25 protein-coding genes and 1 pseudogene are annotated in these 17,478 nt (G+C 67.5%); 12 read left to right on the top strand and 14 right to left on the bottom strand.

What is annotated here, in order from left to right:
* Positions 1-240 precede the first annotated feature (240 nt).
* The 5 genes from ACFDSW_RS04695 to hisF form a co-directional block, all read right to left on the bottom strand.
* A complete protein-coding gene (locus ACFDSW_RS04695) occupies positions 241-633 on the bottom strand; it encodes an HIT domain-containing protein (RefSeq protein WP_375249119.1) in 393 nt (130 codons plus the stop codon).
* Positions 634-642: 9 nt separating this feature from the next.
* On the bottom strand, positions 643-1,002 hold the full coding sequence (locus tag ACFDSW_RS04700) for a phosphoribosyl-ATP diphosphatase (RefSeq protein WP_375249120.1): 360 nt from the start codon (positions 1,000-1,002) through the stop codon (positions 643-645).
* Between the two features lie 32 nt (positions 1,003-1,034).
* Positions 1,035-1,214 carry a hypothetical protein gene (locus tag ACFDSW_RS04705; RefSeq protein ID WP_375249121.1) on the bottom strand — a complete coding sequence of 60 codons (180 nt, stop codon included), beginning with the start codon at positions 1,212-1,214 and terminating at the stop codon, positions 1,035-1,037.
* 153 nt (positions 1,215-1,367) lie between these two features.
* Positions 1,368-1,907 carry a septal ring lytic transglycosylase RlpA family protein gene (locus ACFDSW_RS04710; protein WP_375249151.1) on the bottom strand — a complete coding sequence of 180 codons (540 nt, stop codon included), beginning with the start codon at positions 1,905-1,907 and terminating at the stop codon, positions 1,368-1,370.
* A gap of 35 nt (positions 1,908-1,942) precedes the next feature.
* The gene (gene hisF, locus ACFDSW_RS04715; RefSeq protein WP_375249122.1) at positions 1,943-2,704 is read right to left on the bottom strand and encodes an imidazole glycerol phosphate synthase subunit HisF; all 762 of its coding nucleotides are present in this window, start codon (positions 2,702-2,704) and stop codon (positions 1,943-1,945) included.
* A gap of 169 nt (positions 2,705-2,873) precedes the next feature.
* Here hisF and ACFDSW_RS04720 point away from each other — a divergent pair, with 169 nt between their 5' ends.
* On the top strand, positions 2,874-3,161 hold the full coding sequence (locus tag ACFDSW_RS04720; RefSeq protein WP_375249123.1) for a hypothetical protein: 288 nt from the start codon (positions 2,874-2,876) through the stop codon (positions 3,159-3,161).
* Here ACFDSW_RS04720 and hisA read toward each other — a convergent pair.
* Genes hisA through hisB form a run of 4 tightly spaced genes read right to left on the bottom strand, consistent with a single transcriptional unit; the run spans position 3,158 to position 5,392 of the window.
* The gene (gene hisA / locus ACFDSW_RS04725; RefSeq protein WP_375249124.1) at positions 3,158-3,907 is read right to left on the bottom strand and encodes a 1-(5-phosphoribosyl)-5-[(5-phosphoribosylamino)methylideneamino]imidazole-4-carboxamide isomerase; all 750 of its coding nucleotides are present in this window, start codon (positions 3,905-3,907) and stop codon (positions 3,158-3,160) included. The genes ACFDSW_RS04720 and hisA overlap by 4 nt on opposite strands.
* Positions 3,895-4,500: an imidazole glycerol phosphate synthase subunit HisH gene (hisH, locus tag ACFDSW_RS04730; RefSeq protein WP_375249125.1), complete on the bottom strand. Its 606-nt coding sequence runs from the start codon at positions 4,498-4,500 to the stop codon at positions 3,895-3,897. The genes hisA and hisH overlap by 13 nt, the downstream gene beginning before the upstream one ends.
* The gene (locus ACFDSW_RS04735) at positions 4,497-4,808 is read right to left on the bottom strand and encodes a YciI family protein (protein ID WP_375249126.1); all 312 of its coding nucleotides are present in this window, start codon (positions 4,806-4,808) and stop codon (positions 4,497-4,499) included. Before ACFDSW_RS04735 ends, hisH begins: the two co-directional genes overlap by 4 nt.
* Positions 4,805-5,392 carry an imidazoleglycerol-phosphate dehydratase HisB gene (gene hisB / locus ACFDSW_RS04740; RefSeq protein WP_375249127.1) on the bottom strand — a complete coding sequence of 196 codons (588 nt, stop codon included), beginning with the start codon at positions 5,390-5,392 and terminating at the stop codon, positions 4,805-4,807. The genes ACFDSW_RS04735 and hisB overlap by 4 nt, the downstream gene beginning before the upstream one ends.
* Positions 5,393-5,465: 73 nt before the next feature.
* On the opposite strand from hisB, the gene ACFDSW_RS04745 reads away from it, so the two are divergent.
* The 5 genes from ACFDSW_RS04745 to ACFDSW_RS04765 all read left to right on the top strand — a co-directional run bounded on the left by ACFDSW_RS04745 (position 5,466) and on the right by ACFDSW_RS04765 (position 8,339).
* Positions 5,466-5,951, top strand: coding sequence for an SspB family protein (locus tag ACFDSW_RS04745; protein ID WP_375249128.1), 486 nt, complete (start codon positions 5,466-5,468; stop codon positions 5,949-5,951).
* Positions 5,952-5,995: 44 nt separating this feature from the next.
* Positions 5,996-6,415: a GNAT family N-acetyltransferase gene (locus ACFDSW_RS04750; RefSeq protein ID WP_375249129.1), complete on the top strand. Its 420-nt coding sequence runs from the start codon at positions 5,996-5,998 to the stop codon at positions 6,413-6,415.
* A 68-nt stretch (positions 6,416-6,483) separates the two neighbouring features.
* Positions 6,484-7,878 (top strand): class II fumarate hydratase, encoded by a 1,395-nt coding sequence (gene fumC / locus ACFDSW_RS04755; protein ID WP_375249130.1) that lies wholly within the window; start codon positions 6,484-6,486, stop codon positions 7,876-7,878.
* A gap of 48 nt (positions 7,879-7,926) precedes the next feature.
* Entirely contained in the window at positions 7,927-8,139 is a 213-nt protein-coding gene (locus ACFDSW_RS04760; RefSeq protein WP_375249131.1) for a hypothetical protein, read from the top strand.
* The gene (locus ACFDSW_RS04765; RefSeq protein WP_375249132.1) at positions 8,136-8,339 is read left to right on the top strand and encodes a hypothetical protein; all 204 of its coding nucleotides are present in this window, start codon (positions 8,136-8,138) and stop codon (positions 8,337-8,339) included. Before ACFDSW_RS04760 ends, ACFDSW_RS04765 begins: the two co-directional genes overlap by 4 nt.
* Positions 8,340-8,391: 52 nt before the next feature.
* Here ACFDSW_RS04765 and ACFDSW_RS04770 read toward each other — a convergent pair whose 3' ends face one another.
* Positions 8,392-9,540 (bottom strand): CaiB/BaiF CoA transferase family protein, encoded by a 1,149-nt coding sequence (locus ACFDSW_RS04770; protein ID WP_375249133.1) that lies wholly within the window; start codon positions 9,538-9,540, stop codon positions 8,392-8,394.
* Between the two features lie 213 nt (positions 9,541-9,753).
* Here ACFDSW_RS04770 and ACFDSW_RS04775 point away from each other — a divergent pair, with 213 nt between their 5' ends.
* The 4 genes from ACFDSW_RS04775 (at position 9,754) to gmk (ending at position 12,937) form a co-directional block, all read left to right on the top strand.
* Entirely contained in the window at positions 9,754-10,860 is a 1,107-nt protein-coding gene (locus ACFDSW_RS04775) for an S-(hydroxymethyl)glutathione dehydrogenase/class III alcohol dehydrogenase (RefSeq protein WP_375249134.1), read from the top strand.
* Positions 10,861-10,886: 26 nt separating this feature from the next.
* Positions 10,887-11,276 (top strand): VOC family protein, encoded by a 390-nt coding sequence (locus ACFDSW_RS04780; RefSeq protein WP_375249135.1) that lies wholly within the window; start codon positions 10,887-10,889, stop codon positions 11,274-11,276.
* A 139-nt stretch (positions 11,277-11,415) separates the two neighbouring features.
* Positions 11,416-12,246, top strand: coding sequence for an S-formylglutathione hydrolase (fghA, locus tag ACFDSW_RS04785; RefSeq protein WP_375249136.1), 831 nt, complete (start codon positions 11,416-11,418; stop codon positions 12,244-12,246).
* Positions 12,247-12,277: 31 nt separating this feature from the next.
* Entirely contained in the window at positions 12,278-12,937 is a 660-nt protein-coding gene (gene gmk, locus ACFDSW_RS04790; RefSeq protein WP_375249137.1) for a guanylate kinase, read from the top strand.
* A gap of 22 nt (positions 12,938-12,959) precedes the next feature.
* Here the strand turns inward: gmk and ACFDSW_RS04795 are convergent, their stop codons facing one another.
* Positions 12,960-13,640 carry an ATP12 family chaperone protein gene (locus ACFDSW_RS04795; RefSeq protein WP_375249138.1) on the bottom strand — a complete coding sequence of 227 codons (681 nt, stop codon included), beginning with the start codon at positions 13,638-13,640 and terminating at the stop codon, positions 12,960-12,962.
* On the bottom strand, positions 13,637-13,843 hold the full coding sequence (locus ACFDSW_RS04800) for a hypothetical protein (RefSeq protein WP_375249139.1): 207 nt from the start codon (positions 13,841-13,843) through the stop codon (positions 13,637-13,639). Before ACFDSW_RS04800 ends, ACFDSW_RS04795 begins: the two co-directional genes overlap by 4 nt.
* 281 nt (positions 13,844-14,124) lie before the next feature.
* On the opposite strand from ACFDSW_RS04800, the gene ACFDSW_RS04805 reads away from it, so the two are divergent.
* Positions 14,125-14,325, top strand: coding sequence for a hypothetical protein (locus ACFDSW_RS04805; RefSeq protein WP_375249140.1), 201 nt, complete (start codon positions 14,125-14,127; stop codon positions 14,323-14,325).
* A 76-nt stretch (positions 14,326-14,401) separates the two neighbouring features.
* Here ACFDSW_RS04805 and ACFDSW_RS04810 read toward each other — a convergent pair whose 3' ends face one another.
* The gene (locus ACFDSW_RS04810) at positions 14,402-15,499 is read right to left on the bottom strand and encodes an RluA family pseudouridine synthase (protein WP_375249141.1); all 1,098 of its coding nucleotides are present in this window, start codon (positions 15,497-15,499) and stop codon (positions 14,402-14,404) included.
* Positions 15,496-15,873 (bottom strand): fluoride efflux transporter CrcB, encoded by a 378-nt coding sequence (gene crcB, locus ACFDSW_RS04815; RefSeq protein ID WP_375249142.1) that lies wholly within the window; start codon positions 15,871-15,873, stop codon positions 15,496-15,498. Before crcB ends, ACFDSW_RS04810 begins: the two co-directional genes overlap by 4 nt.
* 322 nt (positions 15,874-16,195) lie before the next feature.
* On the opposite strand from crcB, the pseudogene ACFDSW_RS04820 reads away from it, so the two are divergent.
* A pseudogene (locus tag ACFDSW_RS04820) lies at positions 16,196-17,434 on the top strand (MFS transporter); the annotation flags it as partial.
* Positions 17,435-17,478 lie beyond the last annotated feature (44 nt).

Consider the following 17,478-nt stretch of genomic DNA (forward strand, 5'->3'; position numbering starts at 1 on the left):
GGCGGCGGTGAGCACGAAGATGCCGGTGCCGATCACGCAGCCGATGCCGAACAGCGTCAGCTGGAACCAGCCCAGGGTGCGATGAAGCGATTTCTGTTCTGCCGTGGCGAGGATCGCCTCCAGCGGTTTGACGCGCCCGAATATCATGGAAAGCTATGCCCCTGGCAAATGTGATCGCGGGAGCCTAGCGCCGGTTCGCGGGCGCGCAATAGTGTTGCGAAGCGATGACGGTATCAGATTTTACTTTGGGCCGTCGTTCTGCACCAGCATCGGGCCGAGCGGGCGGCCCGCCATGATATGCACATGCAGGTGCGGCACCTCCTGATGGCTGTCGCGCCCGATATTGACGATCAGGCGATAGCCGGTCTCGACCAGACCCGCCTCACGGGTAACCTTGCCGATCGCCCGGGTGAAGGCGGCCAGTTCGGCATCGCTGGCGTTGGCGGAAAAATCGTCCCAGCTGACGTAGCCGCCACGCGGCACCGCCAGCCAATGCGTCGGCGCCCAGGGTGCGATGTCGTGGAAGACGACGACATGCTCGTCCTCGTACACGCGCCGCGACGGGATTTCGCCGCGCAGCAGCCTGGCGAAGATGTTGCCGTCATCATAGGGCTGGGTGGCATCGACGCTCATCGGATCACCTCATTCGGGGCGGAAAGAAAGGGGCAGGCCCTGCGCGGTGCCGCCGCCACGCGCGGCCTTTTCGTCATGGCCGCTGGTGCCCTCGCGCCGCGCCAGTTCGGCGCGGACGTGATCGAGGGACAGGCCGGCGTCGGCGAGCAGCACGAAAAGATGATACAGCAGATCGGCGGCTTCGGGCACGATCGCGGCGTCATCACCGCCCATCGCCGCGATCACCGTTTCGGTGGCTTCCTCGCCGATCTTCTGCGCGATGCGAGCGCGCCCACGGGCGAACAGCGAAGCGGTATAGGAACTGCCGGCATCGGCGCCCTTGCGCGCGGCGATGGTGTCGGCGAGGCGGTCCAGGATGTCGTCGGCCATGGCGCTGCGGGTGCCCGCTTGCGCCGGTTCGGTCAATCCTTCGGCGTGCGCCGTCGCAACGCCCGCCGCGTCCACCAGATCGCCACCGCCGCAAAAACGAACAGCGCGACGTCCGACCATTCGGGCGCGGTGCGCGGATGGACGATGCCGTCATGCCCGGTATCGGCGAAGGCGGGGCCGATCAGCAGGAGAAAGAGGAACAGCGTGCGCACCGCGCGACAGATAAAGCGGCAATGGTTAGCAGGGGGTTAGCGGGCGGGGTGGTATTGCATGGCTTTCGGCGAGTTTCAGGCTGATCGGCGGTTGGCGCGCGACGCCGTCCTTAAACCCGGAGATCCCGCCCTTCAGCTTGAGCGCGGCTGCCTTCAATCCCTCAGCCCCAGCGCGCGCCGACCGGCATCGAGCTGCGCGCGCAGGTTCGCGATCGTGGCCGGGGAGGCGTCGGGGCGCGCCGCCGCCGGTTTTCCCGCGCGCAGCCGCTCACGGTCGCGCTCCGGGGGCTCGACGACGCGCACCCGTACCGCCGCCTGGCCCTGCGCGGCTATGCCCAGCAGCGTCGCCGCACCCCGCGACAGGTCGATGATCCGGCCCCGGGCGAATGGTCCGCGATCGTTGACGCGCAACAGGATCGTCCGCCCGGTCGTCAGCGACGTCACCTCGACATAGCTGGGCAATGGCAGCGTCGTATGCGCCCCGGTGATCGCCCTGGCGCGGAAGCGCTCGCCATTGGCGGTCCGCTTGCCCGATTCGCTGCCGTACCAGCTCGCATAACCCAGCATGTCATAGGTCGGGTCGGCGGCCGGCACATAGGTGGTGCCCCGTACGCTATAGGCCTGGCCAAGCCGGATCGGCGTATCGCTGACCGGGGCATAGCGCCCGCCGCATGCGCTCAGCGCGGTCAGCATCGCCCCCGGCACCGCCCACGCCAGCGCGGCGCGGATCAATGCGCGCGCACCGGGACGCCGGCGGCGGCGAGCGCCTGGTGCGCCTGCGCGATCGTCGCTTCCCCGAAATGAAAGATCGATGCCGCCAGCACGGCGGAGGCATGCCCCCGCGTCACCCCGGCGACGAGGTGGTCGAGCGATCCCACCCCGCCCGAGGCGACCACCGGAACGCCGGTACGGTCCGCCACCGCGCGAACGAGATCGAGGTCATAGCCGTCGCGGGTGCCGTCACGATCCATCGATGTCAGCAGGATCTCGCCCGCGCCCAGTTCGGCGAGGCGCAGCGCGTGGGCGACGGCGTCGATCCCGGTGCCTCGCCGCCCCCCATGAGTGAAGACTTCCCATCCGGTCGCGCTGCGCCGCGCATCGACGCTGGCGACGCAGCACTGGCTGCCGAACCGCTCGGCGATGTCGGACACCAGCTCCGGCCGGGCCACCGCCGCCGAATTCACCGCGACCTTGTCCGCGCCCGCCAGCAACAGCGCGCGGGCATCGTCCGCGCTGCGCACCCCGCCGCCGACGGTGAGCGGCATGAAACAGACCGCGGCGGTGCGGCGTACCACGTCGAGGATCGTGCCGCGCGCCTCGTGGCTGGCGGTGATGTCGAGGAAGCACAGCTCGTCCGCGCCCGCCGCGTCATAGGCGCGCGCCTGTTCGACCGGGTCACCGGCATCGATCAGGTCGACGAAATTCACCCCCTTCACGACGCGACCGTTGGCAACATCGAGACAGGGGATCACACGGGCGCGGACGGTCATGCGCCGCCTTTGCCCGCTGATACGGAGGGGGGCAAGCGCCGTTGCCGCTGCGCTGTTGCCCGCGCGACCGCTGGCGCGGGTTTCATTGCACCGATATGGGTAGCCGGCGGCTTCTCCCGCCCCCATCGTCGCGGCATCTGCGTTCGATGGAGTCACAAGGACAAGATCGATGAGCGCCAACGACCCAGCCCCTGTCGTCACCCGGCCCGAGGATGTCCTTCCCGACGATCAGGATCGTGCGGTGATCGGCGGGGTCGATATCCGCAAGGGCACGATCGCCGCCTTCCTCCGCAATGCGCGGCGCTGGCGCGATCCCGCGACGCCCGAGGCGGAGCGCGAGCGGCTGGCGCAGGAGATGCGCGATGCCGTGCCGGCGCTGCGCGCGCTCGATCTTCTCGATATTTTTTCGCCGCGCGACCCGGCGCTGGCCGCGCTGATCGATTCGGTGCGCGGCTAGGCTGCCGCCGCGACGCTGAGCGCCGCCGCCAGATCCAGCCGGCCATCATAGAGGGCGCGGCCGGTGATGACGCCCTCGATCCCGTCGCGGGCGTGCAGCGCCAGCACATGGATGTCCGCGATTCCGGCCACGCCGCCGCTGGCGATCACCGGGATGTCGACCGAACGTGCCAGATCGACCGTCGCCTCGACATTGCACCCCTTCAGCAGGCCATCGCGGCCGACGTCGGTAAACAGCAATGCGGCGACCCCCGCATCCTCGAAGCGACGCGCCAGATCGACCGCGCTGGTGGTCGATACGTCGGCCCAGCCCTTGGTGGCGACCATGCCGTCGCGCGCATCGACCGCCACCACGATCCCGCCGGGGAAGGCGGTGGCCATGTCGCGGACGAATTGCGGGTTTTCCAGCGCCGCCGTGCCGATCACGACCCGCGCGACGCCAAGGTCGAACCACGCCTCCACGCTGGCGGGGGTGCGGATCCCGCCGCCGAGCTGAACATGGCCCGGAAAGGCGGTGACGATCGAACGCACCGCATCGCCGTTGACGCTTTCGCCCGCAAAGGCGCCGTCGAGGTCGACGACGTGCAGATGCGCCGCGCCGGCCTGGGCGAACAGCATCGCCTGATGCGCGGGATCGTCGCCATAGACGGTCGCGCGGTTCATATCGCCTTCCGCCAGACGCACCACCTGCCCCTGTTTCAGGTCGATCGCCGGAAAGACGATCAGCGGCGCGTTCACGGTTGCCATGCCAGGAATCTTTCCAACAATGCCAGTCCGTAGCGCTGGCTTTTCTCGGGGTGAAACTGCACGCCGACGATCGTGTCGCGCGCGACGGCGGCGGTGACGGGGCCGGCATGGTCCGTGGTGGCGATCACGTCGTCGCCATAAAAGGCGTAGCTGTGCAGGAAATAGGCCTCGCCCGGCACGATCAGCGGATGATCGGCGAGCGGGACGACATCGTTCCAGCCCATGTGCGGCACCTTCGCATCGCTGCCGGCGGGGTCGATGCGACGGACCTGGCCCGCGATCCAGCCGAGGCCGGCGTGCGTGCCCATTTCCTCGCCGGTATCAGCAAGCAACTGCATGCCGACGCAAATGCCCAGAAACGGTGCGCCCCGATCGAGCACGCGGGTGCGCATCGCCTCGATCATGCCGGGAATCGCGCGCAGCGCGGCGGCGCAGGCGCCGAATGCCCCGACACCGGGCAGCACGATCCGGTCGGCACGCAAGACCAGGTCGGGGTCGGCGGTGACGGCCAGGTCGTCACATCCCGCCGCGCGCAAGGCATTGGCGACGGAATGGAGATTGCCCGCCTGATAGTCGATCAGGGCAAGCGTCATTGCAGCCATTCCCGAATCGCGCCGGCGGCGAAGCTGGCGTTGAAGGGCACCACCGTCGCAGTGGCCACCCCGCTGGTGACGAACGGATCGGTCGCCGCCACCCGCTCCACCGCCGCGCGGGTGCCGCGTGCCACGATCACGCCGCCGGTGCGCGGTTCGCGCCGCCCGGCGACCAGAAACGCGTCCTGGTCAAAACCCGCGTCCAGCCACGCGACATGCGCTGCCATCTGCTCATCGACCTCGGGCAGGGGGCGAACATAATCGATCAGGATCAGGCACAGCGCGCCGCTGGCGCGATATGCGCTCACAATGTTCCCTTAGTGGACGGGATCGCATCCGCCTTGCGCGGGTCGATCTCCACCGCCTGGCGCAGCGCGCGAGCGACGCCCTTGAATGCGCTTTCGGCGATGTGATGATTGTTGTCGCCGTACAGCGTCTCGATGTGCAGCGTGATGCCCGCGGTCTGTGCGAAGCTGTGGAAGAAATGCTGGAACAGCTCGGTATCCATTTCGCCGAGCCGGGTCTGGGTGAATGCGGTCTTCCACACCAGCCACGGGCGGCCCGAGATATCGAGCGCGACGCGCGTCAGCGTCTCGTCCATCGGCGACAGCGCGTCGCCATAGCGGCGGATGCCGCGCTTGTCGGCCAGTGCCTGCGCGATCGCGCTGCCCAGCGCCAGCGCGGTATCCTCGACGGTATGATGCTGATCGATATGCAGATCGCCATCGCATGCCACGTCCATGTCGATCAGCGAGTGGCGCGACAGCTGCTCCAGCATGTGATCGAAGAAGCCGACCCCGGTGTGGATCCGATACTGGCCGGTGCCGTCGAGGTTGACGGTGACGGCGATCTTCGTCTCGCTGGTGTCGCGGCGGAGCGTGGCGGTGCGCATGATGGGGCTCCCATAACGAAGCGGTGCGTGCAAGCAACCTTGACCACGCGGCCCATCGCGCTACCCAAGGGGGATGAACGACATGCTGCCAGACAGCCTGATCCCCTATGACGAAATCGTGCAGGAAGCGCTGCGCGCGGTGGTGGGCCGCGTGCTGGGCACCGTCGCCGAATCGGGTGGGCTGCCGGGCGAGCACCATTTCTACATCACTTTCAAGACGCAGGCGCCCGGGGTCGACATCCCGGCGCGGCTGATCGAGCGCTTTCCGGACGAGATGACGATCGTCCTGCAGAACCGCTTCTGGGACTTGACGGTCGACGACCGGCGCTTCTCGGTCGGGCTGAGTTTCAATCAGGTCCCGTCGAAATTGGTGATCCCCTATTCCGCGATCACTGGCTTCCACGATCCGGCGGTCAATTTCGAACTGCGCTTCCAGGCGCAGGAAGGACCGGGCGATGGCCCCGGCGGGCACGATCCGGCCGAGAATGACGGCCTGCCGGCCGCCACGGTCGAGGATGGCTCGAACGTTGTCGCAGTGGATTTCAAGCGGAAGAAGTAACCGACGATGACGGCGGGGATTGCCGCAGCTATCTCCGCGCGGTCATGCTGATCGATACCATCCTCCATCCCGACGCCGCCGTTCGCGAGGCGATCCTCGCGCCGCTGCGCGCCCATAATGATGCGGCCGCGGGCCCGACCGAACGCCATGAGGTGGCGCTGGTGGTGCGTGACGATGCCGGCGCGATCATCGGCGGCCTGTGGGGCACGACGGGATATCGCTGGATGTTCGTCCAGTATCTGGCGCTGCCGCCCGATGCGCGCGGCAAGGGCCAGGGCCGGGCGCTGATGCTGGCGGCGGAACAGGAGGCCAGGCGGCTCGGCTGCATCGGCGTGTGGCTCGATACCTACAGCTTTCAGGCGCGCGGCTTTTACGAGAAGCTGGGCTATCGCGCTTTCGGGCAGATCGATGATTACCCGCCGGGGGCGTCACGCTTCTTTCTGGCGAAGCGGATCGACGCATAAGGCAGGTGCGCGCGACGAGCGGCAACGGCATTGACGCAACGCCCGCGCGCGCCGCACGTTCGCGTCACATGAGCGACGAAACCCGTACCGAAACCGACTCGATCGGCGCGATCGAAGTGCCCGCCAGCGCCTATTGGGGTGCGCAAACCGAGCGCAGTCTGGAAAATTTTCCGTTCGGCGCGCGGGAGCGCATGCCGATCGAGATCGTCCACGCGCTCGCGATTGTCAAACAGGCGGCGGCGCGGGTCAACCGTCGGCATGGGCTTGAGGGGGACAAGGCGGAGGCGATCGAGGCGGCGGCGCAGGAGATCGTCGCCGGCATGCTCGACGACCAGTTCCCGTTGGTGATCTGGCAAACCGGCAGCGGCACGCAATCGAACATGAACGTCAACGAGGTGATCGCAGGCCGCGCCAACGAGATCCTGACCGGGCAGCGCGGCGGCAAGGCGCCGGTACATCCCAATGACGACGTCAATCGTGGCCAATCAAGCAACGACAGCTTTCCCACCGCGCTGCACATCGCCTGCTCGATCGCGGTCCGCCAGCGCCTGATCCCGGCGGTCGAGCGGCTGCACACCGCGCTCGATGACAAGGCACGCGCGTGGAGCGGGATCGCCAAGATCGGGCGGACTCATCTGCAGGACGCCACGCCGCTGACGCTGGGCGACGAATTCTCCGGCTATGCCCACCAATTGTACCGCTGCCTGCGCCGTATCGAACCGGCGGTGGAACACGGCACCGATCGGTTGGCGCAGGGTGGGACGGCGGTGGGCACCGGGCTTAACGCACCCAAGGGTTTCGCGCGTGATTTCTGCGTCGAGGTGCGCGCGATCACCGGCATCGCGTTCAGCCCGGCGGAAAATTTCTTCGAAGCGTTGGCGAGCAACGATCCGCTGGTGCATTTGTCGGGCACGCTTAACACGCTGGCGGTCGCGCTGACCAAGATCGCCAATGATATCCGGTTGCTGGGTTCGGGGCCGCGCTGCGGGCTGGGCGAACTCGATCTGCCAGCGAACGAACCGGGCAGCTCGATCATGCCGGGCAAGGTCAATCCGACGCAATGCGAGATGCTGACGATGGTCGCCGCACAGGTGATGGGCAATCACGTCGCGATCACGGTCGGCGGTGCGCAGGGGCATCTGGAGCTGAATGTCTTCAAACCGATGATCGGCGCGGCGGTATTGCGGTCGATCGACCTGCTGGCGACGGGCTGCGAGAGCTTCGCCGAACGCTGCGTCGAGGGCCTTGTCGCGAACGAGGCGCGCATCGCGGAACTGCTGGACCGTTCGCTGATGCTGGTGACGGCGCTGGCGCCCGAGATCGGCTACGACAACGCCGCCAAGATCGCCAAACACGCTCATCACGAAGGGCTGACGCTGCGCGAGGCGGGGATGGCGCTGGGGCTGGTCGATGCGGATACGTTCGACCGGGTCGTGCGACCGGATGCGATGCTGGGGAACTGACACGCCCCCGCGGCATTGAACGCCCACGTAACGAAAAGGGATTTCCTTATGGGTGCGACCACTGTCGGCGCGCTGATTGGCGGCGCGATCGATGCCATGTCCGGCGACGACAGCGCGGCGGATGGCGCGCTATATGGCGCCATCACCGCCAATGTCCTGAAGTTCACGCTGCCGCTGGTCGTCACCTACGCGGTCGGCTGGGGCGTGCTGAAGGGCGTGGCAATTCTGGGCGATACGATTTCCGAAAAGGTGAAGGCATGATCCGGACGATTATTGGCGCGCTGGTCGGGCGCGAACTGGGGCAACGGCAGAATGCCGGCGTCAAGGGCGCCGTGACGGGCGCGCTGCTGACCCGCGCGGTGACGCGTATGGGGCCGCTGGGCATGATGCTGGGCGGCGCCTATGTCGCGAAGAAGGCCTATGACCGGCGCAAGGCGGACCGCGGAGCCGGGCGCGCCTGATCCTTGCCGGTGACGTCGCTTTTGCTGTCGTAGGGGGTGATCTGGCGCCCGGCTATGCCCAATCGGCGCCGTCATGCTCGCCCAGTCGCGGGCTGGCATGTTCGGCGCAGACCCTGACGCCGTCATACATGATCGGCGCCGCCAGGCCCGGTAGGTCGTCGACCGTCAGCCGCATGCCGCGTGCGACGACCTGCGGATCGGCGAAAACCTGATCTATCCGATGAACAGGGCCGACCGGCACGCCCGCGTCTTCCAGCGCGGCGAGCAGGTCGGCGCTACGCCATAGCACCGTCCGGGCGGTGATCAGCGGCAGCAGCGCGCCCCGGTTCGTGACGCGCGCGGGATTGGTGGCGAACCGCTCGTCCGCCGCCATCCCGGGCACGTTCAGGGTTTCGCACAATTTGCCGAATTGACGATCATTGCCGACCGCGATGATCAGGTCGCCATCGGCGGTCGGAAAGCTTTGATACGGCGACAGATTGGCGTGGCCGTTGCCCATTCGCTGCGGCACCACGCCGCTCGCCATCCAGTTGAGCGCCTGATTGCCGAGAACGCCGACCTGCGTGTCGAGCAGCGCCATGTCGATGTGCGTCCCGTGCCCGCTGCGGTGCCGCGCGTGCAGCGCCGCGAGGATCGCGACGGTGGAATAGACCCCGGTGAACAGATCCGCGAAGGCGACACCGCCTTTCTGCGGGGGGCCGTCGGGCTCGCCGGTGATCGACATGATGCCGCCCATGCCCTGAACGATGAAATCATAGCCGGCGCGATGGGCATAGGGGCCGGTCTGGCCGAAGCCGGTGATCGAACAGACGATCAGCCGCGGGTTCAGCGCGCGCAGGCTGGCGGCATCCAGCCCGTATTTGACCAGCCCGCCCACCTTGTAATTCTCGATGACGACATCCGCCCCGGCGGCCAGTTCGCGTACCCGCGCCTGACCCTCGGGCGTGGCGATGTCGACCGCGATCGAGCGTTTGCCGCGATTGCAGGCGTGATAATAGGCCGCCGACAGGTTCGTGCCGTCGGCGGCGTGCACGAATGGCGGCCCCCAATGGCGCGTGTCGTCGCCGTCACCGGGGCGTTCCACCTTGATCACATCGGCGCCGAGATCGGCCAGCAATTGCCCCGCCCATGGCCCGGCGAGGATGCGGGCGAGTTCGAGGACGCGGAGGCCGTCGAGCGGACGGGGCGAGGTGTCGGTCATCACCTTGTGTAGCGGGTGCGTGGGGGGGCGTGTCCAGATGGATCGCGCAGGGCGTGCACCCGTATAGATGGGCGCACAGGATGCGGATCGTGTCGGGGGGAAGGCGCAACCCCATGTTTCTCCCCGGGCTTCGCCCGCCCTGCGCGAACCCGATCTTGAAGCGGGGGACGGCGCCGCATAAGGACCGGGTGCGTCACCGAGAAAGGCCATTCCATGAAGACTCGCGCCGCCGTCGCGTTCGAGGCGAAGAAGCCGCTGGAGATCGTCGAGCTGGATCTGGAAGGGCCGCGGGCGGGCGAGGTGCTGGTCGAGATTATGGCGACGGGCATCTGCCACACCGACGCCTACACGCTCGACGGGCTCGATTCGGAGGGGATTTTTCCCAGCGTGCTCGGCCATGAAGGCTGCGGCGTGGTGCGCGAGGTCGGCACGGGCGTCACCAGCGTGGCGCCGGGTGACCATGTCATCCCGCTCTACACCCCCGAATGCCGCCAGTGTAAATCGTGCCTCAGCCAGAAGACCAACCTGTGCACCGCGATCCGGGCGACGCAGGGCAAGGGGCTGATGCCCGACGGTACGACGCGCTTCAGCTACAAGGGGCAGCCGATCTACCATTACATGGGTTGCTCGACCTTCGCGAACTTCACCGTCCTGCCGGAAATCGCGGTGGCGAAGATTCGCCCCGACGCGCCATTCGATACCAGTTGCTACATCGGCTGCGGCGTCACCACCGGGGTCGGCGCGGTGGTCAATACCGCGAAGGTGGAGCCGGGTGCGACGGTGATCGTTTTCGGGCTGGGCGGGATCGGCCTGAACGTCATCCAGGGCGCGAAGCTGGCGGGCGCGCATCGCATCATCGGCGTCGACCTCAACCCCGACCGTGAGGCATGGGGGCGCCGGTTCGGCATGACCGATTTCGTCAATCCCCGGGATGTCGGCGACATCGTGGCGCATTTGATCGCGCTGACCGATGGCGGGGGTGACTATACATTCGATTGCACCGGCAACACCGTCGTGATGCGGCAGGCGCTTGAATCAGCGCATCGTGGCTGGGGCGAATCGATCGTCATCGGCGTTGCCGAGGCGGGCAAGGAGATCGCGACGCGACCGTTCCAGCTCGTCACCGGGCGCGTCTGGAAAGGCACCGCGTTCGGTGGCGCGCGCGGGCGCAGCGATGTGCCGAAGATCGTCGACTGGTATATGGACGGGCTGATCCAGATCGACCCGATGATCACGCACCGGCTGTCCCTCGAAGAAATCAACAAGGGTTTCGACCTGATGCATGCGGGGGAAAGCATCCGCAGCGTCGTGGTCTATTGAGTCAACCAGCGGAGAGGAGAGACCTGATGTACTCGCATATGATGGTGGGCTCGAACGACCTGGCGCGGTCGAAGACCTTTTACGACGCGCTGTTCGGCGCGCTGGGTGGCAAGCCGGGGATCCAGGACGAAAAAGGGCGTCTGATCTACATGCACAACGGCGGCGTCTTCCTCGTCACCAAGCCGATCGACGGCCAGCCGGCGACCCATGCGAATGGCGCGACGGTTGGTTTCGCGGCGACCGGGCCGGAGCAGGCGGATGCCTGGCACAAGGCCGGGGTGGAAGCGGGCGGCACCGCGATCGAGGATGCGCCGGGCGTCCGCAGCAGCAACGGGATGAGCCTTTACCTCGCCTATCTCCGTGATCCTGACGGCAACAAGCTGTGCGCGATGCACCGGATGCCGCAGGCGGCCTAAGGCAGCGGAACGCGGCCCCTTGGGGCCCGAACCCGCTTCGGCAGCGACGTCGCCGCAGAAGCGGGCCGCGGCGAACGGCCAGCGACGATCAGACATGGGGCGATCGGAAATGGGGCGATCGGAAATGGGGGGAGCACCGATGGATACCGTCTCCACCGCACGCGCGCATGGCGGGGTGCAGGGCGTGTATCGTCATGCGTCGGCGGCGACCTCCACCGACATGACCTTTTCGGTGTTCGTCCCCGATCATGCGCCGGGCGCGCGCCTGCCGGTGGTGTGGTATCTCTCCGGGCTGACCTGCACGCACGCCAATGTCACCGACAAGGGCGAGTATCGCGCACATTGCGCGCGGCACGGGCTGATCCTCGTCGCGCCCGATACCAGCCCGCGCGGCGACGAGGTGCCCGATGAGGATCGCTGGGATTTCGGCAAGGGCGCGGGCTTCTACGTCGATGCGAGCAAATCGCCCTGGGCGACGCATTACCGCATGTGGTCCTATGTGACGCAGGATCTGCCAGCGCTGATCGCGGCGGCGTTTCCCGCCGACATGGATCGCCAGTCGATCATGGGGCATTCGATGGGCGGGCACGGCGCGTTGACGATCGGGCTTACCTTTCCGCAACGCTTCCGCGCCGTCTCCGCCTTCGCGCCGATCGTAGCGCCGACGCAGGTGCCATGGGGCGATGCGCTGACCCGCTATCTCGGGCCGGATCGCGCCGCGCAGCGCCGTCACGACGCCGTCGCTCTGATCGAGGATGGCGCGCGTGTGAAGGAATTGCTGGTCGATCAGGGAGATGCCGATTCGTTCCTGACCGAGCAATTGCGTCCCGAACTGCTGGCGCGGGCGTGTCGCGACGCCGGGATCGAGCTGACGCTGCGGATGCAGCCGGGCTACGATCACAGCTATCATTTCATCAGCACCTTCATGGGCGATCATCTCGACTGGCACGCCGCGCGGCTGCGCGCTTGACGGGACGGGTGGGGGCGGGCCATCAGCCGCCATGGATTCCGCCCTTTCCGCCGATCCCCACAACATGAAGCGCCGGGGCGTGCTGTTCGTGCTGTCGTCGCCATCGGGCGCGGGCAAGTCGACGATCGCGCGCATGCTGTTGGCCAGTGAACCGGAATTGTCGCTGTCGGTGTCCGCCACCACGCGCGGCATGCGACCCGGCGAACAGGACGGTCGCGACTATCACTTCGTCTCGCTGGAGACATTTCGCCAGATGGTGGAAAATCGCGAATTCCTTGAATGGGCGCATGTCTTCGATCAGCGCTACGGCACGCCCCGCGCGCCGGTCGACGCGATGCTGGCGGCGGGCAAGGACGTGCTGTTCGACATCGATTGGCAGGGCGCGCAGCAACTGCATCAGATCGCGGGCGGAGACGTGGTGCGCGTCTTCATCCTGCCGCCGTCGATGGAGGAATTGCGTCGTCGGCTCGAAGGCCGCGCCACCGACGCGCAGGAGATCATCGATCGCCGCATGAACCGCGCCGATGCCGAGATCAGCCATTGGGACGGCTATGATTACGTGCTCGTCAACGATGACGTCGAGGCCTGCTATGCCAAGGTCAAGACGATCCTGGCGGCGGAGCGGCTGAAACGGTCGCGGCAGACCGGATTGATCGGCTTCATCCGCAAATTGCGCACCGCCGGGGCGTGACCGGCGGGGCGATCGCGACGTCCTACAACAACCCCAGAAACCGCACACCGGCGTCGTAATCGCGGCGGCGCGCGGTGCGGGCCTGGGTGGCGATATCGTCCTCGCCCCATCGCTCGGCCTGCCAGTCCTCGTCGAGCACCGCCGCCGCCCATAAGGTGCCCGCGTCCACCGCGCCCTCCAGCAACGCGAGCGCGCCGATCAGCGTGCCAGTGATCGAAACGATCGGAGACAGCGCCGCCAGCGTGAAGGCGTCGCGACTCGCGATCGCCTCGCTCAGCCGCCCCAGCGTGGCATCGGGCTGCGCGCGGTGCATGATGCCGGTGACCCGTTCGAAATGCACATCGTAGCGCGTCTGCGCCCAGTCGAGTAGCGGGTCCCAGGCCGCCGCCTGCCGTTCGACCAGCTCGCGCGGCGTATCGGCGCGATAGCAGAGCAGATCGCTTTCGGCATATTGGGACAGTCCGGCGGCGAAGCGAGCGCGATCCGGTGCGACCCGGTCGATCGCCGCATTCGCCAGCCCGGTCAGCGGCATGCGACGCGGATCGAGCATGTCGGCAACGTCGCGCCATTCGTCTGCTACCGCGGCGGCCAGCGCGTCAGTGGGAAGTGCCAGCGGTGTGCGCCCGGGGGTGCGAACGGGGCGATCGTCGAGCCGCACGACCCGATCGCTATCGACCGCCACCTCCTTCCAGAAGCGTTTCATGCGCCGCTCCGCCAGCGATGGGCGAGCGCCTTGGGCACGATCGCGAGGAACCACAGAGCCGCGGCGACGATCGCGACGCCAAGGGCCTTCGGCCCCCAGCTGTCCGCACGTCCCAGCAGGACGACGCCCAGCACGGCACCGAACGTGCCGGCGAATCGCACCGCCATGATCGCGCCCCAGCGCGGCAGCGCTGGATCAGTCATCGGAGGGCGTGGTGGGGGAGGGGGCAGACGGCATCGCAGCATCCTACGGCGTTTCGCGGGCCTCGAACACCGGGAGGGATGCGGGCGGCGGCAGAAAAAACCGTGCCGTAACGCCCCGCCGGCGGCGCGGACGCCATCGTTACGTGAGCGGGTCGATAAGCTGGCCAGCATGTACGACCAGCCGAGGCTTAACCTCTGGGTAGGCGATACCGAATAAGGTTAAGGCGCACGGGGCACCGCTGGGGGGTGGCGCCTCAGGATTCGAACGAGCGAGAGCGGGAATGATCGAGGCGGTTGCTGTCACCTACGGAATGTTGCTGAGCTTCGTGCTGTCCGGTGCGTCGCGCAATCAGAAGCTCGATCGCCCGAACCCGGCGATGCTCAGCTATGTCGGCTATGTTCTGTTCGGGATGACGGCGGCGCTGGCGGCGGTGCTGGCAATCTATGCCGGCTGGAGCATCGCAACCGGCGAGGCGATCTAGCCACGATCCCACGATCGCGGCCGCGATCGTAGCCGGAGTCCGACGCGACGACTCGCCCCGGCGCCCCCGGACGATCCTACCGCCCGCCGTCGCCGCGTGAACGCCGCTCGCCGCGACGCGCCTTGCGGACCGTCTTGGCATGGGCGCGCGCTTTCGCTTTCTTCTCTTCGCGGGTGGGCGGGGTGAAGTCGTCGATCGGCATCATGTTGCCCGCCATCGGATCGAAGCCCAGCCCGGCAAGGCTTTCGGCGAAGTGCGTCGGCAACTCGGCGGTGACGTCGATCTCGCCGCCGTCGGGGTGGTCGACGCGGATGCGGCGCGCGTGCAGGTGCATCTTCCGGCTGATCCCGCCGGTTAGGAACGCCGCCGGGCCGCCGTATTTGCCGTCGCCGACGATCGGATGCCCGATCGCCGCCATATGGACGCGCAACTGGTGCGTGCGCCCCGTGAACGGTTGCAACTCCACCCATGCCGCGCGATTGCCCGCGCGCTCGATCACGCGATAGCGGCTGCGCGCGGGGCTGCCCTCGGCCTCGTCGACGTGCATTTTCTCGCCGCCGGTGCCGGGCTGCTTCGCGATGGGCAGGTCGATCGTGCCGTCGTCGATCGACGGCACACCCACCACCAGCGCCCAATAGATCTTCTTTGCGGACCGTCCCGAAAAGGTCTTGGCGAAGAATGCCGCCGCCCGGGAGGTGCGCGCAACCAGCAGCGCGCCCGACGTATCCTTGTCGAGCCGGTGGACCAGCTTCGGCCGGCCCTCCGCCTCATAATGCAACGCATCGAGCAGGCCGTCGACATGCGCGGTGGTCTTCGTTCCGCCCTGCGTCGCGAGGCCCGGCGGCTTGTTGAGCACCAGCGCCTGCGCGTCCTTGTGGATCACCATCTCGCGCGCGAAGGCGGCTTCGTCCTCGGTCAGTGGCGCGCGTTGGCGCTGCGGGCGCGTGTCGGCCCGGACAGGTTCCGCCGGGGGAACGCGCAGGACCTGGCCGGCCTGAACACGGTCGCCGGGGCCGACCCGCGCGCCATCGACGCGCAATTGCCCGGTGCGCGCCCATTTGGCGACGGTGGTGAAGCTGGTGCCCTCCAGATGCCGCTTGAACCAGCGGTCGACCCGGATGCCGTCATCGTCCTGGCCGACCGTGAACTGGCGCACATTGTCGTTCCCGCTCACGTGAGCACCCGCACCAGCGACAGGCCGGCGAACAGCGCGATAAAACCGCCGCCGACGCTGATCAGGACATAGGCCAGCGCCGTCCCGCTGGTGCCACGCTCGACGAGGTTGAGGGTGTCGAGCGCGAACGCGGAGAAGGTGGTGAATCCGCCCAGCATGCCGGTGCCGAGCAACAGCCGCCAGGTCTCCCCGCCGCCGCCGAAACGCGCCAGCACACCCGCGAGCACGCCCATCAGCAGGCTGCCCAGGAGATTGACGGTCAGCGTGCCCGAAGGCCAACCGGGGCCGAAGGCGGCAAGCGTGGCCTGGCCGGTGAGGAAACGCGCGCCGGACCCGATCGCGCCGCCCACCATGACGAAAAGCAGGGAATACATGCGCGTGCCTTTAGAAGGTTTCGCGCACGAAGGGAAATCGTTGCGGCGGCGGGTCGGAGGCGCATTGCCAGGCTGATCACCACCACTCCGCCAGCATCGCGGCGAGCGGGAGGAGATGCGGCATCACGGGCGTATCAGGCATTCCCCTGCCGGCGCGATCGACCACCTCCGCCGTTATCGACGGGACCGGGGCGGGGCCGGCGATTTGTCGCGAGAATATCAGCTACAGGCGCTATTGCGATCCGCCTCACCGCAGCAAGGCGTGTCGCATCACATGACGTCGATCCAGCACCGACCGACCGCCCTTGCCGCGGAGATGCGTATGTTCGCCTATGCGTCGGGAAATTTCGGCAAGGCGCTCGTCTTCAGCGGGGCGGATCTGACGATCCTGTTCCTGCTGACCGATGTGCTGGGGCTGAGCGGATCGATGGCGGCGGGACTGCTGCTGTTCGCGGCGCTCGGGGATCTCGTATTCGATCTGATCGCGGCCCGGATCGTTCTGTTCTGCCGCGCGACCGGGCGCGGGTATCGCTGGACGATCGCCATGGCGGCAGTGCCGTGCGCGGCGGCATTCGCGATGATCTACGCGATGCCTGCCCTAGGGGCACGACATGCGGGGTGGCTGGCGGCGGCGATCCTGATCTTCCGCAGTGCCTATGCGATCGTCGATGTACCGCATAACGCGCTCATGGCGCAGGTCAGCCGCGACAGCCGCGCGCGGGGTCGCGTCTCGGGATATCGACTATTCTTCAGCACCGCCAGCGGTCTGGTGATCGCGATGGTGCTCACGCCGGTGGTCCAATCGGCTGGCCGGACGGGCGATATGGGGGCGCTCGCGATGACGGGCGCCGGAGTGGGGCTCGCCTTCGCGGTGGCGATGTTATTGTGCGTATGGGCATCCGGCGCCAGCAGTCGCCTGATGGTCGCGGGGGGGCTGCGGGGCGATCGGATACGCATGCCATTGCGCGACCCGATGGTGCTCGGCATGGCGGCACTGGCGTTGATCACAGGGTTCGCGATGCCCTGTTTCGGCCGATTGTTGCTCTACCTTGGCACCTATGTGATCGAGCGGCCGGGCACCGTGACGACAATGTTGACGGTGTTGACCGCCGGGCAATTCGTCGGCGTGCTTGCCTGGACCGCGCTGGGCCATCGCTACGGCAAGGCGCGGCTGCTCGCGGCGGGGCATGCGACGGGCGCGCTGGGGCTCGCACTCTTCCTGGCCGGCATGCCCTGGCTCGCGGGGCAGGTGGCGGCAACGGCGCTGATCGGCGTCGGCTTCGCGAGCGTGTTCATGTTGCCCTGGGGCTTGCTGGCGGATGCGGTCGACGTGATCGAATGGCGGCACGGGCGGCGTTTCGAGACGGGCCTGTTCGCCTTCTATTTGATGGTGGTGAAGACGAGCGGAGCCGCGTCGACGGTCATGATCGGGTCGGTACTGAACACACTTGGCTATGTGCCTGGCGGGGATCAGAGCGATGCGGTTCGCGCCGGGATCGTGGCGCTTGGGCTTGGCGTGCCGCTGGCTGGGGCGGTGCTGGCGATCCTGCTGCTGCGGCGTTTCACCCTCGACCATGATCGCCACGCGCGCCTGTTGCGCGCGCT

The organism is Sphingomonas sp. (assembly GCF_042091075.1).
Taxonomy (GTDB): domain Bacteria; phylum Pseudomonadota; class Alphaproteobacteria; order Sphingomonadales; family Sphingomonadaceae; genus Sphingomonas.

Excerpts from the sequence above, each read along its gene's own strand:
- ACFDSW_RS04805 (WP_375249140.1), top strand. The coding sequence starts at position 14,125 with ATGATCGAGGCGGTTGCTGTCACCTACGGAATGTTGCTGAGCTTCGTG.
- ACFDSW_RS04770 (WP_375249133.1), bottom strand. The coding sequence starts at position 9,540 with ATGACCGACACCTCGCCCCGTCCGCTCGACGGCCTCCGCGTCCTCGAA.
- crcB (WP_375249142.1), bottom strand. The coding sequence starts at position 15,873 with ATGTATTCCCTGCTTTTCGTCATGGTGGGCGGCGCGATCGGGTCCGGC.
- ACFDSW_RS04760 (WP_375249131.1), top strand. The coding sequence starts at position 7,927 with ATGGGTGCGACCACTGTCGGCGCGCTGATTGGCGGCGCGATCGATGCC.
- ACFDSW_RS04710 (WP_375249151.1), bottom strand. The coding sequence starts at position 1,907 with ATGCTGACCGCGCTGAGCGCATGCGGCGGGCGCTATGCCCCGGTCAGC.
- ACFDSW_RS04695 (WP_375249119.1), bottom strand. The coding sequence starts at position 633 with ATGAGCGTCGATGCCACCCAGCCCTATGATGACGGCAACATCTTCGCC.
- ACFDSW_RS04745 (WP_375249128.1), top strand. The coding sequence starts at position 5,466 with ATGAACGACATGCTGCCAGACAGCCTGATCCCCTATGACGAAATCGTG.
- ACFDSW_RS04795 (WP_375249138.1), bottom strand. The coding sequence starts at position 13,640 with ATGAAACGCTTCTGGAAGGAGGTGGCGGTCGATAGCGATCGGGTCGTG.
- gmk (WP_375249137.1), top strand. The coding sequence starts at position 12,278 with ATGGATTCCGCCCTTTCCGCCGATCCCCACAACATGAAGCGCCGGGGC.
- ACFDSW_RS04780 (WP_375249135.1), top strand. The coding sequence starts at position 10,887 with ATGTACTCGCATATGATGGTGGGCTCGAACGACCTGGCGCGGTCGAAG.
- ACFDSW_RS04800 (WP_375249139.1), bottom strand. The coding sequence starts at position 13,843 with ATGACTGATCCAGCGCTGCCGCGCTGGGGCGCGATCATGGCGGTGCGA.
- hisB (WP_375249127.1), bottom strand. The coding sequence starts at position 5,392 with ATGCGCACCGCCACGCTCCGCCGCGACACCAGCGAGACGAAGATCGCC.
- hisH (WP_375249125.1), bottom strand. The coding sequence starts at position 4,500 with ATGACGCTTGCCCTGATCGACTATCAGGCGGGCAATCTCCATTCCGTC.
- ACFDSW_RS04775 (WP_375249134.1), top strand. The coding sequence starts at position 9,754 with ATGAAGACTCGCGCCGCCGTCGCGTTCGAGGCGAAGAAGCCGCTGGAG.
- fghA (WP_375249136.1), top strand. The coding sequence starts at position 11,416 with ATGGATACCGTCTCCACCGCACGCGCGCATGGCGGGGTGCAGGGCGTG.
- fumC (WP_375249130.1), top strand. The coding sequence starts at position 6,484 with ATGAGCGACGAAACCCGTACCGAAACCGACTCGATCGGCGCGATCGAA.
- ACFDSW_RS04700 (WP_375249120.1), bottom strand. The coding sequence starts at position 1,002 with ATGGCCGACGACATCCTGGACCGCCTCGCCGACACCATCGCCGCGCGC.
- ACFDSW_RS04750 (WP_375249129.1), top strand. The coding sequence starts at position 5,996 with ATGCTGATCGATACCATCCTCCATCCCGACGCCGCCGTTCGCGAGGCG.
- ACFDSW_RS04720 (WP_375249123.1), top strand. The coding sequence starts at position 2,874 with ATGAGCGCCAACGACCCAGCCCCTGTCGTCACCCGGCCCGAGGATGTC.
- ACFDSW_RS04765 (WP_375249132.1), top strand. The coding sequence starts at position 8,136 with ATGATCCGGACGATTATTGGCGCGCTGGTCGGGCGCGAACTGGGGCAA.
- hisA (WP_375249124.1), bottom strand. The coding sequence starts at position 3,907 with ATGGCAACCGTGAACGCGCCGCTGATCGTCTTTCCGGCGATCGACCTG.
- hisF (WP_375249122.1), bottom strand. The coding sequence starts at position 2,704 with ATGACCGTCCGCGCCCGTGTGATCCCCTGTCTCGATGTTGCCAACGGT.